Here is a 22,665-nt window from a genome sequence, read left to right on the forward strand (position 1 = left end):
TTGTTCCTTAAAATAAAATCGTATTATTGTTTTCAGACGGCCTGGGTATGGATACGCTGCCGCATTTGTTCAAACAGACAAACCGTCGCCGCCATCGCGACATTCAAGGATTCGGTTTGCCCCAACATAGGAATTTTGACACAGGCATCGGCCTTTTCTTTTGTCGTTTCGCTCACGCCGCTGCCTTCGTTGCCAAACACCCAAGCACAAGATTGACTGAGGTCCATCTCATACAAACCGATATTGCGACCGCCCAAGGCAGTTGCCCAAATTTGATGCTGATACGTTTCCATCCAAGCGGATAATTCCACTCGATTGAAAATAGACAGCAGAAAATGCGCACCCATCCCCGCTCGCAACACTTTGGGCGACCAGATATCCACGGAATCATTGCCGCACACGATTTGCCTGATTCCGGCTGCCGCCGCGCTGCGCAAAATCGTGCCTGCATTGCCGGGGTCTTGTACCCGCTCCAATACTACGCAATCGCCGTCTGAAGGCAAACCTGCCTGCTGCGGAATATCAATCCAAGTCATCACATCATCGGCATCGGTCAGACTGGTGATTTTAGACAGTGCTTCGTTACCGACCCAAGTAATCAATCCCTCGTCCAACTGCGCCGTAATTTCTTGAATTTCAAGATGTTGCTTTTTCTTTTCAGGCAAGTAAACCTGTTTGGGCGTACCGCCGCTTTGCAAATAAGTTTGCAGCAGATGTACGCCTTCCAATACGGTTTCACCGCTTTCACGCCTTGCTTTGGCCTGCGTCAGCAGACGGAATAAATGTTTGAGCTGTTCGTTTTGAGCAGAGGTAATCAGTTTCATGGAGCGCATTATAACTGTTTTAACTTCCTTGAAGCTATGCTTTCAGACGGCCTGATGGTTTTACTTAGAAAATAAAAAACCCTTACAATGAAGCAAGGGTTTTACATGATTTCATTTTTTACTGCACAACTGTCTGCTGCTCATTTTGCTGCTCGGTACGGACAGTCGGACGGTTTTCAAGTTTGCCGTCTTTTGCCGCATTTGGCACAACAGTTTCGCCAGGCTCGGAAGCTGCTTTATCACTAGGCGTACCGCTTACCGGAATAATATTTTGGGCTGGCTGAACATTAGACTTCTCTGCAACCGGCATAGCGTCACGAGAAGTTTGCGGTGTAAATTGCCATACTGCAACAGCAATCGCACACACGCTGGCAGCAGCCGCGAAGAATTTGAAGAAGCCGCTATTGGCCGCTTCATGCTGAGCATATTTTTCCTGTTTGCCTTCAGCCTCGGTTTGAGGCACTGTAAATGCTTTGCTTTGCATGGTTTCACCGGCCATACTCGCTGCTGCACTCTGACGGATACAGTCGCCGATAATGTGGTACTCATGCCAAGCGCGCAAGGCCTCCTCGTCTGCCAATACGGCATCCAGCATCTCATCAGTCAATGCTTCACCGTCCATCAATGCAGACACATACTCCAATGCTTTATTTGTTTTGTCATTCATTTTTATTACCACCTTTGATCTTCAGAAGTATCCAACAGCGGCCGCAAATCTTTTGCAATCAGTTCACGCGCTCTGAAAATACGCGAACGTACAGTACCTATCGGACAATCCACTACCCGAGCTATTTCTTCGTAAGACAAGCCATCCATTTCCCTAAGTGTAATGGCTTGACGCATATCGTCTGGCAGTTGCGCAATGCTTGCTTCGACGGTCTGCAAGATTTCCCGATTCATCATTTCAGCTTCCGGCGTATGGTAATCTGCAATCTGATCGGTTAAATCGAGAACATCTCCCTCCTCATTGGCTGCTTCCGAACTGACAAAAAACTGGCGACCCGAAGTGGTCAGAAAATTCTTTGCCGTATTGATACCGATACGGTACAGCCATGTATAAAATGCACTCTCACCGCGAAAATTAACCAGCGCACGATAAGCCCTAATCATTGCCTCTTGGGTTACATCGTATACTTCGTGCTCATCCTGAATAAAACGGGAAATCAGTCTGTTTAGCCGACGCTGATACTTGGACATCAGCATCTCGAATGCCTTATGGTCACCTTTCTGCGCGCGCTCCACCAAAACTTGATCTATTTGGCGATCGTTCATACCCAACCTTTAATCGTTTTACTGCTTTAAACCAAAAAATAGTAAAGCGTGCTGTGCACAATAAAGACAGCATCGCTTTGAAAAAGTTCCACAAGATTACATTTAATCGCAAAAGTTTATTCGTATAGATACTCTAATATAAGCTGTATTGCATATTATATCTACACTTAGCACAAGTAGTTAAATTACTAATACTTATTAAATTTAAAGTTAGTCTCTTTACTTTTCTACTATATATTTAGCTAACTTTTCATGAACAGGCAGATAGCCTTCCCCTATTTGAACATCGCTTCCCACCCGAAGATTAATAACAGCAAGGCACTTGTTGCCCATACTTAGGATAATCGGCCAATATTTACGGACAAATGGCACAATATGACACTCTTGCAATAGTTTTTCGACTGATTTTTCCCTCTGCCCCGACTGAATCACATCACCTTTGGCCACATTTCGAAATACCGCCTGCTTCTCCAACTCCTCTTCTGACAAACCTCCCTTAAAGGGTAATAAAACGAAACCGTTTTCCAGCAAAATATCTTTCAGACGGCCTCGAACTTCCCTGCCATTACACCAAGGCAGTTTTTGAAACTCACTTTCCTGACAAACAAACAGCTTATCTCGATATACGACTAGTTTCCCGTCTGGCAAATTCAACTGCGCTTGATCAGCGGTTTCTAATACTCGGGCAAAATCGGCAATGCTGTGATAAGAAGGCAATGATTCCGTTTGCTTTCGCAAAAAATACCAAAGCAGCCGACGACGCAAAAGCGGGGTACACTGCCGCCATAGACTGATGCTGAATATTCCGTTTGGACTGATGCGCTGGTATTCAGACTCAATCAATTCATCTAAAAGCTGCAAATCTTCCTGCAATAATCGAACATTGGTACAAATTTGCTGCTCAAAATTCGGGATACGCTGCTGCCATTTCGGCAAAGCCTCATTTCTCATCCAATTGCGTAAATAGCCGGAGTCTTCATTACTTTCGTCTTCAACAAAAGATAATCCCCATTGTTGCGCATACTCAGCCAGTTCCTGACGGGAAAATGCCAAAAGCGGCCGCCAAATTTGAATCTCTTCATTTAAATCACGCCATACCGGCATGGCCGCCATACCGCGTAATCCACCCCCTCGCACAGCCGACAACATAAATGTTTCGATTTGATCATTGCGGTGATGGGCCAAAACAATAATTTTCTTCAGGCCGTCTGAAAATGCCTGATATCGGGCAGCCCTGGCCGCAGCCTCCAAACCTTTTCCTTGTTTTTCCACATTGACACGGCACACGCGCAAGGTCACATTCAAACCCCGACAATAATCCTGACAAAATTTTGCCCAACTGTCGGCATTAGTGCTTAAACCATGATGAACATGGACGGCACGCAAATCAAAATGGTGAAATTCACGCGTCCGGTGCAAAAGATGCAGCAGGACGACAGAATCCAATCCGCCACTCAAACCAACTTCAACAACAGTATGGCTCGGCAAATCAGGAAAAGCTGCGTGAAAACTTTTAAATAGGGAATCAGGGGATAGTTGCGACATTTCAGACGGCCTGAAATTGTGAATTACTCAAAAATAGAACACAAAAAAAGCAAGCAGCGACATCTGCTTGCTTTTTCAGCAGTCAAACTTATTTATCGGTAAATTTACCGTAAGCCATGATGCGGTCGAAACGGCGAGAAAGCAAGTCAGGCATGGTCATGCTTTGCGCTTCGCTTAATTGCCGTTCCAAAACGGTTTTGACGTTTTTCATCGTGGTTTCAAAATCACGGTGTGCGCCGCCCAAAGGCTCATCAATTACTTTATCAATGAGATCCAACTCTTGCAGGCGTTTGGCGGTAATACCCAATGCTTGCGCGGCATCTGCTGCTTTTTCAGCAGTTTTCCAAAGAATAGAAGCGCAACCTTCGGGAGAAATCACCGAATAAGTCGAATATTGCAGCATATTGACGTAGTCGCCGACAGCCACTGCCAACGCGCCACCTGAACCGCCTTCGCCAATGATAGTACACAATACCGGCACATGCAGACGGGTCAGTTCGTACAAATTACGGCCGATGGCTTCAGACTGGCCGCGTTCTTCTGCACCAATGCCCGGATACGCGCCCGGAGTATCGACAAAGGTCATGACCGGAATATTGAATTTTTCGGCAGTCTTCATCAAGCGCAGTGCTTTACGGTAACCCTCAGGACGCGGCATACCGAAATTGCGGCGGATTTTTTCTTTGGTATCGCGGCCTTTCTGATGGCCGATGACCATCACGCTTTGGCCGTTGAAACGCGCCAAACCGCCGACAATGGCATGATCGTCAGAATAATGGCGGTCGCCGTGCAACTCTTCAAAATCGGTAAAAATACCGTTGATGTAGTCCAAAGTATAAGGACGTTGCGGATGGCGGGATACTTGTGAAATTTGAGCCGGAGTCAGCTTGCTGAAAATTGACTTGGTCAACTCACTGCTTTTCTTTTTCAGTCTGGCAATCTCGTCAGAAATATCAACGGCAGATTCGTCTTGTACGAATCGCAACTCGTCAATTTTATTGGTTAATTCGGCGATGGGTTGTTCGAAGTCCAAAAAAACGGGTTTCATAAAACAAAGCTCTCGGTAACGGTTGCTGACATGATACGCTAATCAGACGCATTTGACAGCATTTCTCAAAGGGAAACTGCCATCTTTTGCAATAAAAAATCTTTCAGACGGCCTTTAACAAAGAAATAGTATGGCTGCACTAAACGCATGAAGTGCCGTATCTTATGATAAACTTCAATTCAGTTCAATCATTTCAAACAGGCTATGAAAAACGATCATGACAATTCGTCCATGCGCTTGGACAAATGGCTGTGGGCCGCGCGCTTTTTCAAGACCCGCGCACTGGCACAAAAACACATTGAGCTGGGCAGGGTTTTGGTAAACGGCTCGAAGGTGAAAAACAGCAAAAACATTTCCGCCGGCGACACCATCGACATGACTTTGAACTCCCTTCCCTACAAATTCAAAGTTGCCGCGCTCAATCATCAACGCCGCCCGGCACCGGAAGCGCGTTTACTCTACGAAGAAGACATGAAAACGGCTGCCGAACGCGAAGCTCAAAAACAGCTCGACCAAGCCAGCCGCATCAGTGCCGCTTATCCGGACGGACGCCCAACCAAACGCGACCGCCGCCAGCTTGACCGTATGAAGCGCGATAGCTGGTAAAGTGTTTCATCCATTGTTTCAGACGGCCCTATATTCATGCCGTCTGAAAACCAAAAACAGGCAGGACATCCTGCCTGTTTTTTATTTGTGATGATTAAAATTTATATTCTAACTGGCCACGAATAACGTTTACGTCCTGCTTATCCGTGCCGACGGTAGGCGTAACCTGTTTGCCGGCCAAATAGAAACCTTTGAATTTCCAGTTTTTCCAAGGAATATAGGTCGCACCGATTTGCACGCCTTGGACGTTTTTGCTGTAATCCTCAACAGAAGAGACACCGGACAATGAACCGACACGGCGGTAGTTCAAGAATACGTCATAAGAATTACGGACGCTCCAGTCGGCCAATTTATAGCGTACTTCAGTGAACACGCCATCATTTTTAATTTTTTGTCCGGCATCATTATAGGCTTTGATATTGGACTTGCTGACTGCGGCCATCCAATGCCAATCATCATTAAACTTGATGTCCGTACCGATTTCTCCGAAGACCGCATTTTTCTTCGCACCGCGTACATCGATGTCTTTCATGTAACTGACGGTTGCGCCGACGTTGATATTCTCATTCACAGGCAACATGCTTTGCACTGCGGCAAAATGTCTGCGACGGCCGCCAATGCCCCATGCGTTGTCATTCAGATTGCCGGTACGGCGACCCGCATAGATTTTGGTAGGCAGGGTTTTATTGTCGAAGAAGATTTCACCGCCGGTTACTTCGGTATCCCATACGCAGCCGTATGAAGAGAACGCACCAAATTTACCGACACGCGCTTTAATGTTGTTGTACAAAGTGCCTTCGGCATACAGTTTATTCACCGGAACATCATGATCGCCGTTGAATTTACCGGTTTCCAAATCGATATTCGGCTCGATTTGGGCCACCAATTTCCAATCTTTATACAGTTTTGCGCGTAACCAAAACTCCGCATTGAAGTTGGCATTGGTATCTTCAGGCGTAGGATTGATGCTGCTGTTGTTGGCATTGATGTCTTTGGTGTCTGCCCGTACGCGCAAGCCACCATTTACAGTCAACAAATCATTGAAAATGCTGATTTTATCGTCATCTTTGCGAATGATACTACCGAAATTGACGTAATCGTTGGTGGTGGCCAAAGCCGTTGCATCACGTCCGCCATCAGCATTCTCTGCCAAAGAATAAGATGATGAAGCCAATAAAATACAGGTTGCAATCAGTTTGGTTTGAAATTTCATGCCGACTCTCCAAAAGAAGGTATTGAAAGTGAAGTATTCGATAAAGCGTACAAAATTATGAATTTCGTATAAATTATTCATTTTATTTACTAATTATTTTTATCGTATGTAAATTAGTGTAATCAATCAAGCAGATTTAAACGCTTTATCCTCTTTCAGACGGCCTCTTGATTCAGGTCAAACGGAAGCCTGCTCATCAGGCTGTTCAAACTGCCATTTCAAGGCATCGGCCAATGCCGTCCTGCGTTTTTGATGGCATCCCACAGCCCGACACAATTCCTCCGCATTTCCCCAAAACACAAAACGTTCACGCGCACGGGTAATGGCCGTGTAAAGCAGAGCCTTATCCAAACCTCGGGCTTCCTCTTCGCTTTCCGTCGTTGCAGGCACTGACGGGGGCAACAGCCATACTTCCCGATATTCCGAACCTTGGCTCTTGTGCACCGTCATGGCAAAAGCCGATTCAAAATCGGGCAAACGGCTGATGGCAATTTTTTTGAATCCATCTTTCTCAGGAAAATATGCAGACAAACCATTCAATGATTCTTCATCTTTCATAATCAGCCCGATGTCGCCGTTAAACACTTCCAGCATGTAATCATTGTGCGTAATCATGATGATTTGTCCGGCAAACCAAGGCGTTTCGCCCGAAACCTTGCCTTGCCGTTGCAAGTATTCTTGATAAGCCTGATTCAAATCATCAGCATCCTGCCGCCAAGCCGCCAATACCACCACATCGGCCGCATGACCATAGGCGAGTGCAACATTATTCTCTGCCACGGCCTGCCAATAATCCTGTTGCTTTTGATACAGCAAGGCGACCTGCTCTTTCAGACGGCCTGATTTCATTTCCAATTCTTTGGGGAACTTGTCAAACTGTTCGACCGCAGTTTGTTTTTCCCCGGACACCACCGCCCTTGCCAAACAGCCGATACCGCTGTCTGCACCAAAACGGTGGCTGACCGTCAATTTGGCATTGTTTTGCGATAAAGCCTGTGGCCGCTCTTTAATCTCAAAGCCATGATCGTGCAGGTACACTTCCAGCTTCTCAGCGGTTTCTTTATCCAAAGCCGTCGGACGCGACAATGCCTCCAACACAGCCCCCAAACCAACCGACGGCAACTGGTTTTCATCGCCAAGCAACACCAAACGACAGCCGCTCGGCACGGCACGCAACAAATCCAACACCAGCGGCAAATCCAACATCGAAGCCTCATCCACCACCAAAACATCCAAAGCGAGCGGATATTCACGATTGAACGCAGGGCGCATTTGCGGTGGACGCAGTTTCAACAATCGATGAACAGTCTGCCCTTCCAAATTTTCCAAATGCGCTTTAATGCTCGGAGACAAATCAAAACCATCCAAAGCACGCTGCAAAGCCCGTGCTATATGAGCAGCCGCTTTGCCCGTCGGCGCCGCCAATGCGATACGGGGCAGCTTCGTACTGTTATTGCAAATCAGACCCAAAAGCTTTGCTACGGTCGTCGTCTTACCCGTACCCGGCCCACCGGTAATCAGCATAAAGTTTTGCAGCAATGCCAAAGCCGCAGCATCCCGTTGCTCTTTACTGTCTTTAGGGTCAAACCAGTCGCTCAGGCTTTTTGAAGCTGCCATGAAATTCACTTCTTCCGCCTTGGCACTGGCCAGCCGTTTGATTTCAACAGCCAAATCATGCTCCAACTGCCACATCCGCCCCAAAAACAATTTCCGGCCTTGCAGGATAAGCGGTTTATCCGCATTGCCGACCAAATTCGGCAAGTTGCTTAAGGCATCGATATCCTCTTTATCTAAATAAATGAACGAATGCCCGTTTTGCAAGGCTGCAAACAGTCGAACTACATAAGGCTCAATAACGGATGCGCCCTGTACTTCGTGGCGGCGGAAAAACGCTATGGCCGCATCTGCGGCAGAGGAAAGGATAGAGTTGGTCGGATTCATGGTTTAGGCTTGATTGATACGGACAAAAGAAAGGCCGTCTGAAAAACAGCGTTTCCATAAATGAAAACCTATTTTCAGACGGCCTCTATTATACCTTTCAAAGCATAAAATATTTGCCTGAAATAATAACCTTATTGCAGCACTTGCAGGCTGCCGTCTTTCATGGTCATTACCCGGTCGAAACGCTCAGCCAACTCGTCATCATGGGTCACCACAATCAGGCTGGTGTTCAATTCTCGTTTCAAATCTAGCATCATGTCCAGCACATTTTGCGCATTTTTACGGTCAAGGTTCCCTGTTGGCTCATCTGCCAATAAGCATTTCGGCTCATTAACCAAAGCACGGGCAATGGCCGCACGCTGACGCTCGCCGCCGGAAAGTTCGCTCGGACGGTGCAGCATACGCTTATCCAAGCCAACCTTTTTCAGCATCTTGACAGCCTTCTCCTCAGCCATCGCTTTGGGCATTTTGCCGATTAAAAGCGGCATCATGACATTTTCCAACGCAGAAAACTCAGGCAATAGATGGTGGAACTGATACACAAAGCCCAAATAACGGTTGCGCAATTCGCCCAACTGTTTTTGGCTCAAACCGCCCAAATCCTGATCCATCAGTATTACCTTGCCTTCAGACGGCATATCCAAACCGCCAAGAAGGTGCAGCAATGTGGATTTACCGCTGCCTGACGAACCGATGATACTCACGCTTTCCGCTTCGGCAACTTCAAAATCTAAATGATTCAACACTTGTACATTCAATGCGCCGTCATTATAGCTTTTGCCAACGCCGGTACATTTCAAAATTGTCTTACTCATAACGCAAAGCCTCCGCGGGTTGGGTTTTTGCAGCACGCCAGCTTGGATACAGTGTGGCGATAAATGCCAAGCCAAGCGAAATGCAGGCAATAACGGCAACATCCTTCAAATTCACATCACTAGGCAGGTAATCGATGAAATAAACCTGTGAGTTAATCAAATGCACGCCAAACAGGTCTTCAAAAAACGCGACAATCTTGCCGACATTCCAACCCAGCAATACACCGCATACCACGCCCACAAGCGTACCGAAGAACCCCGCAAATGCGCCCTGCACCAAGAAAATCTTCATGACGCCGCCCGGAGACAAACCCAAAGTGCGCAAAATCGCAATATCGGCTTGTTTTTCCGTTACCGCCATTACCAAGGAAGAGACGAGGTTAAACGCAGCAACCGCGATAATCAGTGTCAAAATGATGAACATCATGCGTTTTTCCAACTCAACGGCTTCAAAATAGCTGCGGTTGTTAAACGTCCAGTCGCGCACCCATACTTCATCTTTTTTAGCATCAGGAATCAACTTGGCAATAAAAGACGGCGCATTCTGAGGATCAGCCAATCGCAAACGCAGCCCACCGACGTTTTCTCCCAGTCGATATAAGACTTGCGCATCCTTAATATGCGTCATGGCCAATGTGTTATCGACTTCATAAACACCGGTTTTTACCACACCGACCACATTAAACTGCTTCAAGCGCGGTACCACGCCGGCAGGGGTAACGTTACCCTCTGGCGTAATCACTGTAACCTTGCCGCCAATCTCCGTGCCCAATGCCTCAGCAAGCCCTTGACCCAAAATAATATCAAATTCGCCCGGCTTCAAATCATCAAAACTGCCGGCCGGCATATCCTTGCCATAATCAACGACATTTTTTTCTTCAGACGGCAAAATACCGCGTATCTGCACACCGCGCACTTCACCGGCATTAGCAAGCAAAGCCTGATCGGAAACATAAGGCGCGCTGGCCAATACTTCCTTTTTGCCTTTTACAAATTCGCGCAAACTCTGCCAACCCGGCGCACTGCCGACATCGTAATAGCCGATTTCTGCATGAGGTGCGACGTTCAACAATTGACCGCGTATCTCTTTCTGAAATCCGTTCATCACGGATAAAACCACAATCAGAGCCGTTACGCCCAAGGCGATACCTACGATTGAAATCATGGTAATAAATGACATAAAGCCATTGCGTTTTTTCGCACGCAGATAGCGCAGGCCTATCCAAGTTTCTAAAGAAGCCATTCAAAAATGCCTCATTCGTTTGTCAAAAAAGGCTTATTGTACCGTAAAACCGACAGGTCGTCCGATTGCCCGACTGATGTAGCATTCAGGGATAAAGCGTATGTAAAACCATGTATCTTCCCGTAAATTCCGCCGAAAAACTTGCACAATCGGCCAATCGCCCTTATTCTGAAGCTGTGACACACTTTGTCACCATCAAAAAGGAAATACACTAATGAACAGCAAAAAATTCTTGGCCCTCGTATCTGTAGCTGTAGGTTTGTCATTCAGCTTCAATGCATATGCCGCCAAAGAAATCAAAATCAGTTCAAACAATACCGCTTACTCCGACGCCGATGTTCAAAAACTGGCAGCCACTGCTGTCGGCATGGGCGTAAAAGAACCTGTCAGCCTCAACAGCGGAAACGGTGTTGTTACCGTGTCCGGCAGCAGCGCAACCAAATGCGCATTTAAAGTCGGCAACGGCGATACGCCTCAAATTCAAGGCGTCAGCTGCAAATAATCTGATTTAATCAATGAAAAGGCCGTCTGAAAGACTTTCAGACGGCCTTTTTGTATTGGCATTTAAGATTGGATATTTCTTCTATCGTAAACAGCCTGAGCCAAAGTACCGGCATCCACATATTCCATCTCGCCGCCCAAAGGGATTCCCCTCGCCAATCGGCTGACTTTATAAGGAAGATTTTTAAACAATTCCGCCAATACATACGCTGTCGCATCGCCTTCGGCTGTGAAGTTGGTTGCAATGATAATTTCCTCAATATCACTCGCCTGCAAACGGGCAACCAGCTTATCTAATGCCACTGCCGAAATATCCATACCCTGCGCAGGACTGACTTGCCCCATCAAAACAAAATACAGGCCATCATGGCAATTGGCCGCCTCCATACTGGAAACATCTGCCGGCATATGAACAATCATCAAACGGCTTTTCTCGCGTTTTTCGTCCGCGCAAATTTCACACAAATCGCCTTCGCAAAATGTATTACACATCCGACAATGCTGCACCTGTCTCAAGGCAAACTGCAAAGCATCCACCAACTCCTGAGCTTCTTCGCGTTTGTACTGTAAAAGCTGATAAGCCATGCGTTGTGCGGATTTCGGGCCGACATTAGGCAGGATTTTTAATGCATTAATCAAGCGGACAAAGGCATCAGGATTTTTACTCATGATTTCAGACGGCCTTTTAAAAGATAGCTAAAAATAAGAAAACAGCCGGAATTCATCCGGCTGCCCTACTCAAATATTTCTGCTTATTCGGCAGCATTATTAACTTGCTGTGCGCCTTGCTTACGATCGATTTTCTTACCCAAATACTGGAGTAAATTATCGAACACATTCGCAGAAAGCTGCTGAACCAAAGCCTGTTTGGCAGCCGGAATCTGTGAATCGGCATTTTCAGGAGCAGAAACGCTCTGAACTTCCATAATCACCGGTGCAGGCATACCTTCCAATAATGCGTACGCAGGTTTACCGCCGACAGGACGCGCTTTCAACAAAGCCGCATAAGCTTCTGGAGACATGGTTCTGCGTGCATCTTGCGCGCTCAATTGCGAAACAGGCGACCATTGAACGTCGGCAGCTTTACCGGCTTTCAACGCAGCCAAAGTTTCTTGGGCTTTCTTCTCTGCCAGTTTGGCGGCTTCAGAACGCAGATATGCTGCACGGACAGTATCTTTGACTTCTGCAAATGGTGCAATTTTCTCTTCGCGCACTTCTTTCGCACGAATGACCCAAACGGTTTCATTGTTGATGGCAATGACTTCAGAATTGTGTTTTTTCTTCAGTACATCGTCGCTAAACGCTGCATTAATCAACGTTTCAGGCAAACCGGCTTCTTTCGCGCCCGCTTTGGTCACCCATTCATCCAAGTTTTCCACTTTCAAGCCTGAATTGGCGGCTGCTTTTGCCAAAGAAGATGGATCATTGAAGGTATCTTCACCCAATTTTTCTTTAGCGGCATTGAAGGCAGAAGCTGCTTTTTTCAGTTTCAAGGCTGCTTCGATACGTGCTTTGGCTTGTTCCAAAGTCGGCTCAGCTTCAACATTCAAAACTTTGATAACGTGATAACCCAAAGACGACTTAACGGTATCACTGACTTCGCCTTTGCCCAATGCAAATGCCGCTTTATCGAATTCAGGTCCAAAGCCGCTGCCGCCGCTTTTGCTCAGGTAGCCCAAATTGCCGCCTTTGTTGCTGCTGGACAAATCTTTGGAGTACTTGGCCGCCAGCTCGGCAAAAGCATCTGGGTGCGCTTTGAGCTCTGCAGCCATTTTATCTACTTCGGCTTTAATTTCCGCATTGCTTGCTTCATCTCCGTTAGGCATAACAGGAATGAAAATATGCGCAATTTCGGCTCTTGGCGACAAATCTACGCTTTTACTGTCGTAAGCTTTTTGTACTTCTTCCGCACTGACGGTTTGCTTGTCAGCCAAATCTTTGATGTTCAAAGCCACATATTCCAGCTTAACGGCTTGAGGAATCAAATAATCTTTCTTATGCGCTTCATAATACTTTTGCAAAGCCGCATCATCTACTTTTACTTGTGCCGCAAATGCTTCAGGGCTGAATGTAAATGAACGGATGGTACGGGTGGCTTGAGTCAGGTTAATCAACTGACGCGCTTGCGCATCGCTGACCAACGCACCGTTTTGCACCAAATTCAACAGATTTTGCAATTGGAACTGTTCGCGGATATCTTCAACAAACTGATCCTCGGTCATTTTGCGCTGATCCAAATACTTCTTGAGCAAATCCTGACTGAATTTGCCGGAAGCATCATGGAAATTCGGATCATCCACGATAACTTGCTTGATTTGTTCATGAGACACAGCAATGCCCATCAGCTTGGCGCCCTGCTTTAGGTAAGCTCTTTGCAATAAAGATTGGAATATAGCATCACGCGAAGGCGCAGTATTGCCGGCAGCTTGCTCATTTTGTATCGCAATCTGTAAAGCATGCTCGCTGACCTTCTCATCCCCGACTTTGACAATGTAATCAGAACCCGGCGAAGACAAATTATTGGCACCGAATCCGATAAAGGTCAGACCGATGATACCTAAAACAATCTGGGCGGGTGTTTTATATTTTTCAACAATATGGAACATATTTATCCGAAAGAAAAGTTTGGCGCGGCAGCCGGAAAATGCTGCCGCAAAAATCTTAAAATCCTGAAAACAGGCTCAAAGCGCGTATTGTAACGTATTTTTTCGAGGCTTGCTTTTTCAGACGGCCTAAAAACCTAAAAATGCCTTATCCGAAAATTTCCTGATACGCTTCTACTGAAAATCCGACATGAACCTGTCCTTCTTTGACCAATACAGGCCGCTTGATGATGCTGGGATTTTCCATCATCAAAGCAATCGCCCCTTCTTTTGTTGCGGCAGATTCTTGCGCATCTTTATCCAACTTGCGCCAAGTAGTGCCTCTTTTATTGAGCAAAATTTCCAAAGCTACCTGCTTCAACCAGCCATTAATTAATTCGGCAGTTGGGGCGTTTTTCTTAAAATCTACAAACTCAAACTCGATGCCATTTTCCACCAACCAACTGCGCGCTTTTTTAACCGTATCGCAATTGGGAATACCGTATAGTTTTATCATCTTATTTATCCTTGGTGTTATTCATAAAATCACAAATTCAGGCCGTCTGAAACTTTTCAGACGGCCTGAATTGAATGCAGCTTATTTCTTAGCAGCTTTCTTCACTTTAATCTTCACGCTTTTGCCTTGAGCATTATTTTTACCTCCGGCTTTGACGGAAGCTGTTTTCGCCTGCGCTTTTTTCTTGCTTGCAGCTTTAGGTTTGCTTGGCTTAGTGGGCTTGGAGGCAGGTTTACTTTTCACCTTGCTCTTCTTTGCCTTCATGGGAGCAGCCAACGCTTCATCAATTTCTTTAACCGAAAGTTTACGCTTACGCTTTTCGACAGACTTGTCAGCAGCTATCGGCTTGCTCACAGGTTTCGCTTTTCTACTGCCACGTTTCTTACCGACTGAACCGCCGCTGACTAAGGTCAAATCAATCTTGCTGGTATCTAAATCGGCACGCGCGACTTTCACAGTGACCGTATCGCCCATGTTGAAACGGACACCGCTGCGTTCGCCCTCAATCGCCATAATTTCAGGACGGAAGTTGAAATAATCTTCTCCCAAATCACTGATATGTACCAAACCGTCGATATGAATATCGTCCAACGTTACAAAAATACCGAAACTGGTCATGCCTGAAATCTTACCACTGAAGACTTCGCCGACTTTGTCGCGCATATAATAAGTTTTCAGCCAGTTTTCCACATCGCGGCTGGCATCATCGGCTCGGCGTTCGCAGAAAGAGGTATGCACGCCCAAAGCCTCCCAGGTTTTATTGGGCTGGTAAGTTTGTCCGTTCAACACAGCCTTAATGGCACGATGTACCGTCAAATCGGGATAACGGCGGATAGGCGAAGTAAAGTGTGCATATGCACTATAAGCCAGACCAAAGTGGCCGTCGCAATGCGGCTCATAAACCGCCTGCTGCATAGAACGCAACATCATCACTTGCAACAACTCCGCGTCAGGACGGTTTTTAAATTGCTCGGCAAGCGCAGCATAGTCTTTCGGCGTCGGATTATCGCCGCCACCCAAACTCAGCCCCAGCAAACCAAGTTGCTCGCGTAAAGTGGCCAGTTTTTCGGGAGTCGGGCCCAAGTGATTGCGGAACAAAGCCGTATGTTTGTTCTTCAGCAAAAATTCTGCCGCGCAAACATTCGCCGCCAACATACATTCTTCAATCAATTTGTGCGCATCATTGCGGACAACGGGAACGATCTTGTCGATTTTACCGTTGTCGTCGAAAATCATCTGAGTCTCAACGCTCTCAAACTCAACCGCGCCACGCTCGAAACGTTTTTTCTGCAAGATTTTAAATAAATTATACAGGGTATCGATTTGTTGCTTAAACGGATGATCCTGGCCGTCTGAAATCCAATCCCAAACTTGATTGTAAGTCAGTCGCGCATGCGAACGCATTACTGCCGGATAGAAACGGTATTCCTTGATATTACCGGCATAGGTAATCACCATATCGCACACCATACACAGGCGTTCAACATCAGGATTGAGCGAGCAGATACCGTTGGACAACTTCTCCGGCAACATCGGAATCACACGGCGTGGGAAATACACGCTGGTACTGCGTTCTTGAGCATCCACATCGATTCCGTCATCAGGACGGACATAATGGCTGACATCGGCAATCGCCACCACCAAACGGTAATTGCGGCCGACTTTTTCAGCAAAAACCGCATCGTCAAAGTCCCGTGCAGTTTCGCCATCAATGGTTACCAGAGGCAAATCGCGTAAGTCCACGCGCCCTTTCAAGTCGGTTTTACGCACATGATCGGGAATTTTCTTCGCGGCTTTGACACATGCTTCACTGAATTGATGAGGCAAATGGTGCTTGCGTACAGCGATTTCGATTTCCATACCGCTGTCGGCATAATCGCCCAACACTTCAATCAGCTTAGCTACTGCAGGACGATGCGCTTCAGGATACGTCTCAATTTCAGCCACAATCACTTGGCCGGATTGCGGTTTAAATTGCGCCACGCTTTCAGGTTCCAGCACGATACTTTGGCTCAAACGCTTGTCTTCCGCTTCCAAAATGGCCACGCCGCGATCCATATAAAAACGGCCGACCACTTTAGACTGCGCACGCTCCACCACATCCAAAACCGTACCTTCACGACGGCCTCTGCGGTCAATACCGGCAGGACGAACGGTAACAATATCCCCATGCATCACACCGCGCATCTGACGCTCATACAAAACAAAATCGCCCTCGCCCGTTGGCGTTAGCGGCACGGCAAAACCAAAGCCGTCTTTATGCGCTTCGACACGGCATTTAACCAATGCCAATTTCTCTGCCGCACACACCGCGCCACGTCGGTTGATCAACACCTGACCATCACGCGCCATCGCTTTCAGACGGCGTTCGAAGAATTCATATTCATCTTCTGTAATCGACAATTCATGTGCCAAAGCTTCGATTTTGGTCGGCACACCTTTTTGTTCCAATAATTCAATGACCCATTCACGGCTGGGCAACGGATGAGCGTAACGTTGTTTCTCCCGCTCCAAATACGGGTCTTTTTCTCGTAAATTTAAAGATTTAGTATTTTTGTTCATTTTGATAGTTGACATTCTTTTTTTAAAATATATAATAGCTGCTTCTTCGCAGTTCAGGTAGTCAACTCTACCTTAAATTGAAGAATAAAGCAAAGCCCAGGTGGCGGAATTGGTAGACGCGCTAGCTTCAGGTGCTAGTGTCCTCACGGGCGTGGAAGTTCGAGTCTTCTCCTGGGCACCAAATATTTTGGTGCTTCTTTGCTTAAGAAAATTTAAATTGCCCAGGTGGCGGAATTGGTAGACGCGCTAGCTTCAGGTGCTAGTATCCTCACGGGTGTGGAAGTTCGAGTCTTCTCCTGGGCACCACTGATAAATCAATCAGTCAAGTTTTCACATTATTCTGAATAACAAGTCAGGATAATAGTCCACAGAGAGGTGGATGAGTGGTTTAAGTCGCACGCCTGGAAAGCGTGTATACGTGAATAGCGTATCGAGGGTTCGAATCCCTTCCTCTCTGCCATAGATACTTTTAAAAGTTTTATGAACTTTTCAAAAATGGAAAAAGCCCTTTAAATATTAAGTATTTAAAGGGCTTTTTCTTATTCAAATTGAAAAAACGCTTTTAAACAGGTTTAAATCTTTTTTGTTTTTTTGTGGTATTTTATTTGGTATTAGACAAAAACGGATTGGAAAATGCCCAAAATCGTGATCCCGTTCTTATCTTATACTAAACCATAATGATTAAAGGCCGTCTGAAAGTTTTCAGACTGCCTCTTTCTTAAAACCTACCAAATCCCAAACCATTGTTTATCAGACTGCTTTTTATTGCCGTTCTGCTGCTCGTAGTTTTGACGACGAAATTGCCAAGGTGCTTGCGGATTGTCTTTTTTCCACAAGCCTTTACGTTTTTCCTTGGCTTGTTTTTGTGCGGCTGAATAGTCAGTGTAAGCGGTTTTACTTTGTTGTTTTTTGGCATAACTTTCATAATGCCATGCGGCGCCATCCCGTATCTGCATCAAATTCAAGTCAATCGTGCCGACTGATACTTGTGCAACTTCGCGCTGGTAGCGGTCGGCTTCAAACACGCGGACTTTGGCTTTTTTATTCAATGCTGCATCAATAAGATTGTCTCGTGATTGCGTACCATAAGCCTGGTTGATTTCCGGCGCATCGATATAGGCCATGCGGATTTTGTGTTTCCTGCCGTCGCTATCGATAATGTGTATGGTATCGCCATCATGGATTTTGATGATTTTTCCGTTGTATGTGTAGGATTGTCGCGATGACTTTTGTTTTTGTTCCGGTTTGGGTTTAGCTTCGGCTTTGGTGTCAGATGTGGCTTTGACGACATTTTCTCCCAGCCATTCATTGACCTTTTCCAAACCGATATTGTCGCCTTGCGCCAATGTTGCAGCAACGCTTACCCCTGTACGAATCAACTCGGTATCGCGTGAGCTGTAACCAAGCGCGCCCAAAACAGATAAAACAACGGGCAACCATTTTATAATTTTACTGATTTGCATATTTTGCCAAATTGAAGGCCGTCTGAAAGACCTGATGCACTTTCAGACGGCCTTTAAGATTGATTAATCTCCATTAATCCTGACAAGGCAGAATGACTTTTGCACCTTCTGCTGTACCCAAAATCAACACATCGGCGGCATCACGGGCAAAAATACCGTTTTCGAGTACGCCGGTGATTTTATTGATTTCGTCTTCCATTTTCAGGGCTTGGTCAATATTGAGGCCATGAACATCGACGATTTGATTGCCATAGAAAGTAGTATAACCGACACGCAACTCAGGCTGTCCGCCCATCGCAAGCAGTTTGCGCGACACCAACGAACGGGCATTTTCAACCACTTCTACCGGCAATGGAAATTTGCCCAAACGGGAAACATATTTGCTTTCATCGGCGATACAAACAAATTTATCGGATGCGCTGGCCACGATTTTTTCATTCAAATGCGCACCGCCGCCGCCTTTAATCATTTGCAGCGCGTGGTTGACTTCGTCAGCGCCATCAACATAAACCGCCAAACCCATCACTTCATTCAGTGAAACTTCTGGAATCTCGTATTTCGCCAAAAGCTCGCTGGATTTTTTAGAAGTAGACACGGCACCCTTGATTTTCTTACCGCTTTTACCCAAAGCTTCGATAAAGAAGTTGATGGTAGAGCCGGTACCGATACCGATGTATTCGTTTTCAGGAACAAATTCCACCGCTTTTTCGGCGGCAATACGTTTGAGTTCGTCTTGAGTTGCCATGTTGTCAGTCTTTCAGTTTGAATAATAAAGTAATTTTAAGCTCTTAGGCCTTAATCAGCAATACTGCCGCTTGCGCTTCAATGGCTTCCATACGTCCCAGATAGCCAAGTTTTTCGTTGGTTTTACCCTTGATGTTCACGCAGTTTTCAGGCAACCCCAAATCTGCAGCAATATTGGCGCGCATTGCCGGAATATGCGGCGTAAGTTTTGGCTTTTGCGCAATCACGGTCGTATCGACATTAACCACCTTCCAACCCAATGCCTGCACGCTTTGATAAGCCTTGCGCAACAGCACACGGCTGTCTGCATCTTTGAATTCGGCTGCGGTATCAGGAAAATGACTGCCGATATCGCCCAAACCGGCTGCCCCCAACAGGGCATCGGTAATCGCATGCAAAAGCGCATCGGCATCTGAATGACCCAGCAATCCTTTTTCAAACGGAATGTTGATACCGCCGAGTATCAAATCTCGGCCTTCGACCAACTGATGGACATCGTAGCCCTGTCCGACACGGATATTCATGTTTGTTTCCTTAAATAATGGGTTTTGATTGTTCAGACGGCCTTGAGCAACAATCTGACAATGTATTCGTCTTGCGGCAGCGTCAATTTCAAATTGCGCGTATCGCCTTGCACCAAGCGCGGTCGGATACCCAGTTTTTCAACCGCTGATGCTTCATCCGTAATCTCACTTAAATCATCAACCGATAAAGCACGGTGTAACAAAGCCGTCTGAAAAAGCTGCGGCGTTTGCGCCTGCCATAATCCTACACGCGCAACGGTTTCATCAATATGATGACTGCCGTCTGAGCGCTTGAGCGTATCGGCCACCGGTATGGCCAAAATACCGCCTTCATCATTCTCACCCGCCTCATCAAGCAAACGCGTTAGCGCTTCAGCAGGCAGGCAACAGCGCGCGGCATCATGAACCAAAATATTGTCTTTCGCCTCGGCCAAACCTTGCTCCAATAAAGTGGACACACCATTGCGTACCGTTTCGGCACGACTTGCGCCGCCTACTCGAAAGACGCGTACTTTCTCAGACAGGGCCGTCTGAAAAACCGAATCTTCCAGCGAAAGAATAACGGCAATTAAATCTATACGGGAGTGTTGCTCAAAGATTTCTATGGTATGTTGCAATACGGTTTTACCATTGATTTCAACATATTGTTTAGGTTTTCCTGCGCCAAATCGCGCTCCCACACCGGCAGCAGGAATTAAAGCGATATTGCGACGTATCATGCTGACGCTCCGGCATTGGCTTCATCAGAAGTTTCGGCCTTGCGCCATACACACGCCTCGCCCAAATCGTCCAAATATTTTTCATGTGCGGCCAGCTCGTCTGCGTTGGCTTTGATGACTTTCAACTGCGACGTACGTTTGGTTTCGGCAATAACGGTTTGTTTGACTTCGCCCTCTTCTTCCGCCTCGCCGCCCATCAGGTCGAACTGCTGACGCGTCATGGCAAGATAGACTTCACCCAAAAGCTCGCAGTCGATTAACGCGCCATGCAAGACACGTTTGCTGCGGTCAACGGAAAAGCGGTTACACAACGCATCCAAGCTTGCCTTTTGCCCCGGAAACATTTCACGCGCCATGGCCAGCGTGTCTGTAACTTTGCAACCGAGTTCCTCAATAGAAGGCAAACCCATGCGGCGGAATTCCATATTCAGGAAGCCGACATCAAACTTGGCATTATGGATAATCAGCTCTGCGCCACGGATAAAGTCGGCAATCTGTTTACCCACTTGAGCAAACGGCGGCGCATTCTTCGCTTCCAATACTTCAATCGTCAAACCATGCACCTTCGCTGCTTCCTCCGGCATATCGCGTTCGGGGTGGACATATAAATGAAGGGTGGAGTCGGTCATTTGGCGGTTTATCATTTCCAAGCCGGCAAATTCGACCAGACGGTCGCCGTTTTCAGGATAAAGACCCGTGGTCTCCGTATCGAGGATAATCTGACGTTGGCTCATGGTTGGTAGTTTCTGCAATTATCAAAACGTCCTGAATCATACTGAAGGCCGTCTGAAATGTATAGTCAGCAAAACTTTAGCTGCTTTTGAAATACCTTTTTATAGCTGGATTTTTTCAGACGGCCTTTATTCTTTTCTCATTTAATGGCCATCTATTACAACATTTTTGAGTATAAAACCCAATTTCTAAAAAATTTTTTAAATTTAATTTCCTTAATAATTAATACCTTACTTATAAATTAAATAATAGGAACAATTATCATTTGCAAATTTAAAAAATCGCCGTATAATACAACCCATCGAAACAAAACAACCGCACAACAGAATGAAAGGAGAAGAAAATGCCCGAAAGTATTTTTAAGCAAGTCTCCCTTGACATTCTGAGACTGCACCAACAAGCCATCCGCTCTTTAATCGCTACCAAGTGTTGCGACGAATGTGAAGTACATGACGCAGTATTCATTACTTTAGATGGCCGATATTATGTTTGGCTCCCTTGCATGGGTAAATCGCCCCAATCAGAAACCGGCATCCTGCTGATTGAAGATGAAGATGGCAATACACGCTTGAGCTGGGTTGCCGGTACACGCGAAGTCAAACAAAAAGACAGTCTGTACAACCGCGTTGTTTCCGCCCTGCAAAGAAAAATGCAGCGCACGAAAAACAAGTTTATCCAGTCGGCAAACGCCCGATTGCTTGAGCTGACGCCGCAGCAAGGCCGTCTGACGACAAACAGCAAAGATTTCTTGCTTTCACCACATGACTTGATGAAAGCACTTTATCCGGCAACACATCAAATAGGAGAATTTGCCCTGTAACAGTTTTTGGTAGTGGTTTGTGTTCCTTTTGCGCCCCTTAACATTTTAAAGGGGCGATTTTTTTGCCCCTACTTTTCAGACGGCCTAAACACCGATTTTCCAGTACAATAAAGGCCGTCTGAATATTTCCTACTTTTCAACCATGCAACTGCTCAAATACATCCAATCGCAAGGCCTCGGCAGCCGCAAGCAATGCCAATGGCTGATAGACAACGACTGCATTGCCATCAACGGCGAAATTCATAATCGTGCCAAAGACGATATCGACCCGTCTCAAGTGCACACCCTGTCTGTTGACGGCGAAGAAATTGCCGCCGTCCCCATGCCCCATTTCTACATTCTGCTTCATAAGCCTGCGGATTACGAGACTTCGCACAAACCTCAGCAATATCCAAGCATCTTCAGCCTGTTTCCCGACCACATGCGCAATATCGATATGCAGGCAGTCGGCCGCTTGGATGCAGACACAACCGGCATTATTCTGATTACCAACGACGGGCAATTTAACCACCGCGTTACCTCGCCCAAACACAAAGTTCCGAAGCTCTACCGCGTCACTTTGAAACATCCTGCCGACGATACCCTTTGCACCACACTCAAAAACGGCGTCCTCCTGCATGACGATAATGAAACCGTTGCCGCAGCCGAAGCAGTATTGGCCGACCCAACCACATTGATGATGACTATTACCGAGGGTAAATACCATCAGGTCAAACGCATGGTTGCGGCCGCAGGCAACCGTGTCGAGCAGCTCCACCGTGAGGAATTCGGCGACTGGAATGTCGATGATTTAGCCGCCGGAGAATGGAAATTTATCCAAATCTAAAAAAATTCCAAATTTTTTCGATAAATTTTTAAACAATATGGATTTTTTATTTATTTAAAATCAAAAATCTAAACCTTATTATTTTTATTTAACAGAATTTAACACTGTGAAGACTGAACTATTGTATAATTCGCCTGTCTGAGTAACGCTTGCTTCGAAAGAAGTGAG

The 22,665-nt window shown here is 46.3% G+C and carries 22 protein-coding genes and 3 tRNA genes; 7 read left to right on the plus strand and 18 right to left on the minus strand.

The window, feature by feature from the left end:
- Nucleotides 1–32 precede the first annotated feature (32 nt).
- The 5 genes from ACTHSQ_RS04510 to ACTHSQ_RS04530 form a co-directional block, all read right to left on the minus strand.
- Nucleotides 33–824, minus strand: a complete 792-nt coding sequence (locus tag ACTHSQ_RS04510) for a TrmH family RNA methyltransferase (protein ID WP_440371315.1) — start codon at nucleotides 822–824, stop codon at nucleotides 33–35.
- 118 nt (nucleotides 825–942) lie between these two features.
- Nucleotides 943–1,491, minus strand: a complete 549-nt coding sequence (locus tag ACTHSQ_RS04515) for a sigma-E factor negative regulatory protein (RefSeq protein WP_440371316.1) — start codon at nucleotides 1,489–1,491, stop codon at nucleotides 943–945.
- Between the two features lie 5 nt (nucleotides 1,492–1,496).
- The gene (gene rpoE / locus ACTHSQ_RS04520) at nucleotides 1,497–2,096 is read right to left on the minus strand and encodes an RNA polymerase sigma factor RpoE (protein WP_440366413.1); all 600 of its coding nucleotides are present in this window, start codon (nucleotides 2,094–2,096) and stop codon (nucleotides 1,497–1,499) included.
- Nucleotides 2,097–2,315: 219 nt separating this feature from the next.
- Nucleotides 2,316–3,641, minus strand: a complete 1,326-nt coding sequence (tilS, locus tag ACTHSQ_RS04525; protein ID WP_250589875.1) for a tRNA lysidine(34) synthetase TilS — start codon at nucleotides 3,639–3,641, stop codon at nucleotides 2,316–2,318.
- Nucleotides 3,642–3,729: 88 nt separating this feature from the next.
- Nucleotides 3,730–4,689, minus strand: coding sequence for an acetyl-CoA carboxylase carboxyltransferase subunit alpha (locus ACTHSQ_RS04530; protein WP_440371317.1), 960 nt, complete (start codon nucleotides 4,687–4,689; stop codon nucleotides 3,730–3,732).
- 204 nt (nucleotides 4,690–4,893) lie between these two features.
- Between ACTHSQ_RS04530 and ACTHSQ_RS04535 the strand changes: the two genes are divergently transcribed.
- The gene (locus tag ACTHSQ_RS04535; protein ID WP_003679090.1) at nucleotides 4,894–5,295 is read left to right on the plus strand and encodes an RNA-binding S4 domain-containing protein; all 402 of its coding nucleotides are present in this window, start codon (nucleotides 4,894–4,896) and stop codon (nucleotides 5,293–5,295) included.
- 94 nt (nucleotides 5,296–5,389) lie between these two features.
- On the opposite strand, the gene ACTHSQ_RS04540 is transcribed toward ACTHSQ_RS04535, so the two are convergent.
- From ACTHSQ_RS04540 to ACTHSQ_RS04555, 4 genes are all read right to left on the minus strand, one after another.
- Nucleotides 5,390–6,589, minus strand: coding sequence for a hypothetical protein (locus ACTHSQ_RS04540; RefSeq protein ID WP_440371318.1), 1,200 nt, complete (start codon nucleotides 6,587–6,589; stop codon nucleotides 5,390–5,392).
- Between the two features lie 96 nt (nucleotides 6,590–6,685).
- Nucleotides 6,686–8,449 carry an exodeoxyribonuclease V subunit alpha gene (gene recD, locus ACTHSQ_RS04545; RefSeq protein ID WP_440371319.1) on the minus strand — a complete coding sequence of 588 codons (1,764 nt, stop codon included), beginning with the start codon at nucleotides 8,447–8,449 and terminating at the stop codon, nucleotides 6,686–6,688.
- 131 nt (nucleotides 8,450–8,580) lie between these two features.
- Nucleotides 8,581–9,264: a lipoprotein-releasing ABC transporter ATP-binding protein LolD gene (lolD, locus tag ACTHSQ_RS04550; protein ID WP_003683651.1), complete on the minus strand. Its 684-nt coding sequence runs from the start codon at nucleotides 9,262–9,264 to the stop codon at nucleotides 8,581–8,583.
- Entirely contained in the window at nucleotides 9,257–10,507 is a 1,251-nt protein-coding gene (locus ACTHSQ_RS04555) for a lipoprotein-releasing ABC transporter permease subunit (RefSeq protein ID WP_004519734.1), read from the minus strand. Before ACTHSQ_RS04555 ends, lolD begins: the two co-directional genes overlap by 8 nt.
- A 214-nt stretch (nucleotides 10,508–10,721) precedes the next feature.
- Between ACTHSQ_RS04555 and ACTHSQ_RS04560 the strand changes: the two genes are divergently transcribed.
- Nucleotides 10,722–11,009 carry a hypothetical protein gene (locus ACTHSQ_RS04560; RefSeq protein WP_003683377.1) on the plus strand — a complete coding sequence of 96 codons (288 nt, stop codon included), beginning with the start codon at nucleotides 10,722–10,724 and terminating at the stop codon, nucleotides 11,007–11,009.
- A 62-nt stretch (nucleotides 11,010–11,071) separates the two neighbouring features.
- Here ACTHSQ_RS04560 and recR read toward each other — a convergent pair whose 3' ends face one another.
- The 4 genes from recR to rnr all read right to left on the minus strand — a co-directional run bounded on the left by recR (nucleotide 11,072) and on the right by rnr (nucleotide 16,684).
- Nucleotides 11,072–11,677, minus strand: a complete 606-nt coding sequence (gene recR / locus ACTHSQ_RS04565) for a recombination mediator RecR (RefSeq protein WP_003679078.1) — start codon at nucleotides 11,675–11,677, stop codon at nucleotides 11,072–11,074.
- An 83-nt stretch (nucleotides 11,678–11,760) separates the two neighbouring features.
- On the minus strand, nucleotides 11,761–13,614 hold the full coding sequence (locus tag ACTHSQ_RS04570; RefSeq protein ID WP_440371320.1) for a SurA N-terminal domain-containing protein: 1,854 nt from the start codon (nucleotides 13,612–13,614) through the stop codon (nucleotides 11,761–11,763).
- Between the two features lie 145 nt (nucleotides 13,615–13,759).
- The gene (locus ACTHSQ_RS04575; RefSeq protein WP_440371321.1) at nucleotides 13,760–14,107 is read right to left on the minus strand and encodes an ArsC family reductase; all 348 of its coding nucleotides are present in this window, start codon (nucleotides 14,105–14,107) and stop codon (nucleotides 13,760–13,762) included.
- A gap of 81 nt (nucleotides 14,108–14,188) precedes the next feature.
- Nucleotides 14,189–16,684 carry a ribonuclease R gene (gene rnr, locus ACTHSQ_RS04580; RefSeq protein WP_440371322.1) on the minus strand — a complete coding sequence of 832 codons (2,496 nt, stop codon included), beginning with the start codon at nucleotides 16,682–16,684 and terminating at the stop codon, nucleotides 14,189–14,191.
- 79 nt (nucleotides 16,685–16,763) lie between these two features.
- Here rnr and ACTHSQ_RS04585 point away from each other — a divergent pair.
- From ACTHSQ_RS04585 to ACTHSQ_RS04595, 3 genes are all read left to right on the plus strand, one after another.
- Nucleotides 16,764–16,850: transfer RNA gene (locus ACTHSQ_RS04585), tRNA-Leu, on the plus strand.
- A gap of 38 nt (nucleotides 16,851–16,888) precedes the next feature.
- Nucleotides 16,889–16,975 (plus strand) — tRNA-Leu (locus tag ACTHSQ_RS04590).
- Between the two features lie 63 nt (nucleotides 16,976–17,038).
- Nucleotides 17,039–17,129 (plus strand) — tRNA-Ser (locus ACTHSQ_RS04595).
- Nucleotides 17,130–17,394: 265 nt separating this feature from the next.
- Here the strand turns inward: ACTHSQ_RS04595 and ACTHSQ_RS04600 are convergent.
- From ACTHSQ_RS04600 to dnaQ, 5 genes are all read right to left on the minus strand, one after another.
- A complete protein-coding gene (locus ACTHSQ_RS04600; protein WP_440371323.1) occupies nucleotides 17,395–18,132 on the minus strand; it encodes a thermonuclease family protein in 738 nt (245 codons plus the stop codon).
- 73 nt (nucleotides 18,133–18,205) lie between these two features.
- Complete coding sequence (rpiA, locus tag ACTHSQ_RS04605) at nucleotides 18,206–18,877, minus strand: ribose-5-phosphate isomerase RpiA (RefSeq protein ID WP_440371324.1); 672 nt, start codon at nucleotides 18,875–18,877, stop codon at nucleotides 18,206–18,208.
- Between the two features lie 43 nt (nucleotides 18,878–18,920).
- On the minus strand, nucleotides 18,921–19,400 hold the full coding sequence (gene ispF, locus ACTHSQ_RS04610) for a 2-C-methyl-D-erythritol 2,4-cyclodiphosphate synthase (RefSeq protein WP_440371325.1): 480 nt from the start codon (nucleotides 19,398–19,400) through the stop codon (nucleotides 18,921–18,923).
- A gap of 32 nt (nucleotides 19,401–19,432) precedes the next feature.
- Nucleotides 19,433–20,119: a 2-C-methyl-D-erythritol 4-phosphate cytidylyltransferase gene (gene ispD, locus ACTHSQ_RS04615; protein WP_440371326.1), complete on the minus strand. Its 687-nt coding sequence runs from the start codon at nucleotides 20,117–20,119 to the stop codon at nucleotides 19,433–19,435.
- Nucleotides 20,116–20,853, minus strand: coding sequence for a DNA polymerase III subunit epsilon (gene dnaQ, locus ACTHSQ_RS04620; protein WP_440371367.1), 738 nt, complete (start codon nucleotides 20,851–20,853; stop codon nucleotides 20,116–20,118). Before dnaQ ends, ispD begins: the two co-directional genes overlap by 4 nt.
- Before the next feature lie 341 nt (nucleotides 20,854–21,194).
- On the opposite strand from dnaQ, the gene ACTHSQ_RS04625 reads away from it, so the two are divergent.
- Both ACTHSQ_RS04625 and ACTHSQ_RS04630 read left to right on the plus strand, forming a co-directional pair.
- The gene (locus tag ACTHSQ_RS04625; protein ID WP_137040841.1) at nucleotides 21,195–21,671 is read left to right on the plus strand and encodes a pyridoxamine 5'-phosphate oxidase family protein; all 477 of its coding nucleotides are present in this window, start codon (nucleotides 21,195–21,197) and stop codon (nucleotides 21,669–21,671) included.
- A gap of 142 nt (nucleotides 21,672–21,813) precedes the next feature.
- Nucleotides 21,814–22,497 carry a 16S rRNA pseudouridine(516) synthase gene (locus ACTHSQ_RS04630; protein ID WP_283120981.1) on the plus strand — a complete coding sequence of 228 codons (684 nt, stop codon included), beginning with the start codon at nucleotides 21,814–21,816 and terminating at the stop codon, nucleotides 22,495–22,497.
- The last annotated feature ends 168 nt before the right edge of the window (nucleotides 22,498–22,665 follow it).

Source organism: Neisseria sp. P0009.S008, from assembly GCF_051958615.1.
GTDB classification, from domain to species: domain Bacteria; phylum Pseudomonadota; class Gammaproteobacteria; order Burkholderiales; family Neisseriaceae; genus Neisseria; species Neisseria subflava.

What these genes read in the sequence shown, in the direction of transcription:
- ACTHSQ_RS04510 (WP_440371315.1), bottom strand. Translation starts at nt 824, where the DNA reads ATGAAACTGATTACCTCTGCTCAAAACGAACAGCTCAAACATTTATTC.
- ACTHSQ_RS04515 (WP_440371316.1), bottom strand. Translation starts at nt 1,491, where the DNA reads ATGAATGACAAAACAAATAAAGCATTGGAGTATGTGTCTGCATTGATG.
- rpoE (WP_440366413.1), bottom strand. Translation starts at nt 2,096, where the DNA reads ATGAACGATCGCCAAATAGATCAAGTTTTGGTGGAGCGCGCGCAGAAA.
- tilS (WP_250589875.1), bottom strand. Translation starts at nt 3,641, where the DNA reads ATGTCGCAACTATCCCCTGATTCCCTATTTAAAAGTTTTCACGCAGCT.
- ACTHSQ_RS04530 (WP_440371317.1), bottom strand. Translation starts at nt 4,689, where the DNA reads ATGAAACCCGTTTTTTTGGACTTCGAACAACCCATCGCCGAATTAACC.
- ACTHSQ_RS04535 (WP_003679090.1), top strand. Translation starts at nt 4,894, where the DNA reads ATGAAAAACGATCATGACAATTCGTCCATGCGCTTGGACAAATGGCTG.
- ACTHSQ_RS04540 (WP_440371318.1), bottom strand. Translation starts at nt 6,589, where the DNA reads ATGAATAATTTATACGAAATTCATAATTTTGTACGCTTTATCGAATAC.
- recD (WP_440371319.1), bottom strand. Translation starts at nt 8,449, where the DNA reads ATGAATCCGACCAACTCTATCCTTTCCTCTGCCGCAGATGCGGCCATA.
- lolD (WP_003683651.1), bottom strand. Translation starts at nt 9,264, where the DNA reads ATGAGTAAGACAATTTTGAAATGTACCGGCGTTGGCAAAAGCTATAAT.
- ACTHSQ_RS04555 (WP_004519734.1), bottom strand. Translation starts at nt 10,507, where the DNA reads ATGGCTTCTTTAGAAACTTGGATAGGCCTGCGCTATCTGCGTGCGAAA.
- ACTHSQ_RS04560 (WP_003683377.1), top strand. Translation starts at nt 10,722, where the DNA reads ATGAACAGCAAAAAATTCTTGGCCCTCGTATCTGTAGCTGTAGGTTTG.
- recR (WP_003679078.1), bottom strand. Translation starts at nt 11,677, where the DNA reads ATGAGTAAAAATCCTGATGCCTTTGTCCGCTTGATTAATGCATTAAAA.
- ACTHSQ_RS04570 (WP_440371320.1), bottom strand. Translation starts at nt 13,614, where the DNA reads ATGTTCCATATTGTTGAAAAATATAAAACACCCGCCCAGATTGTTTTA.
- ACTHSQ_RS04575 (WP_440371321.1), bottom strand. Translation starts at nt 14,107, where the DNA reads ATGATAAAACTATACGGTATTCCCAATTGCGATACGGTTAAAAAAGCG.
- rnr (WP_440371322.1), bottom strand. Translation starts at nt 16,684, where the DNA reads ATGTCAACTATCAAAATGAACAAAAATACTAAATCTTTAAATTTACGA.
- ACTHSQ_RS04600 (WP_440371323.1), bottom strand. Translation starts at nt 18,132, where the DNA reads ATGCAAATCAGTAAAATTATAAAATGGTTGCCCGTTGTTTTATCTGTT.
- rpiA (WP_440371324.1), bottom strand. Translation starts at nt 18,877, where the DNA reads ATGGCAACTCAAGACGAACTCAAACGTATTGCCGCCGAAAAAGCGGTG.
- ispF (WP_440371325.1), bottom strand. Translation starts at nt 19,400, where the DNA reads ATGAATATCCGTGTCGGACAGGGCTACGATGTCCATCAGTTGGTCGAA.
- ispD (WP_440371326.1), bottom strand. Translation starts at nt 20,119, where the DNA reads ATGATACGTCGCAATATCGCTTTAATTCCTGCTGCCGGTGTGGGAGCG.
- dnaQ (WP_440371367.1), bottom strand. Translation starts at nt 20,853, where the DNA reads ATGAGCCAACGTCAGATTATCCTCGATACGGAGACCACGGGTCTTTAT.
- ACTHSQ_RS04625 (WP_137040841.1), top strand. Translation starts at nt 21,195, where the DNA reads ATGCCCGAAAGTATTTTTAAGCAAGTCTCCCTTGACATTCTGAGACTG.
- ACTHSQ_RS04630 (WP_283120981.1), top strand. Translation starts at nt 21,814, where the DNA reads ATGCAACTGCTCAAATACATCCAATCGCAAGGCCTCGGCAGCCGCAAG.